The 215-nt window shown below is 64.7% G+C and carries 1 protein-coding gene; it reads left to right on the top strand.

The window, feature by feature from the left end; translation table 11 throughout:
* The coding region (locus G5A07_RS22050; protein ID WP_191864051.1) for a YdcF family protein at nt 1–215 on the top strand (215 nt) is incomplete at both ends.

The raw sequence follows: 215 nt of genomic DNA, 5'->3' as shown, positions 1-215 counted from the left end.
CTGTACCACGCAGGCGCGGCGCCCCGCGTGTTCGTGAGCGGGCAGGGCGATTGCCTACTGATCGAACGTCGCCTGGTGATGGCGGGTGTGCCCGCAGAGCGCATCGGCCACGAATGTGTGTCAGGCAGCACGATGGAAAATGCGCGGATGACGCGCGAGACGCTAGCGGGCCAGCAGGTGCAAAGCGCAATACTGGTCACGAGCTGGTATCACAC

Origin of the sequence: Stenotrophomonas sp. AS012628 (assembly GCF_010608305.1) — a bacterium.
GTDB classification, from domain to species: domain Bacteria; phylum Pseudomonadota; class Gammaproteobacteria; order Xanthomonadales; family Xanthomonadaceae; genus Stenotrophomonas; species Stenotrophomonas geniculata.
This window is presented reverse-complemented; position numbering and strand designations above follow the sequence as displayed.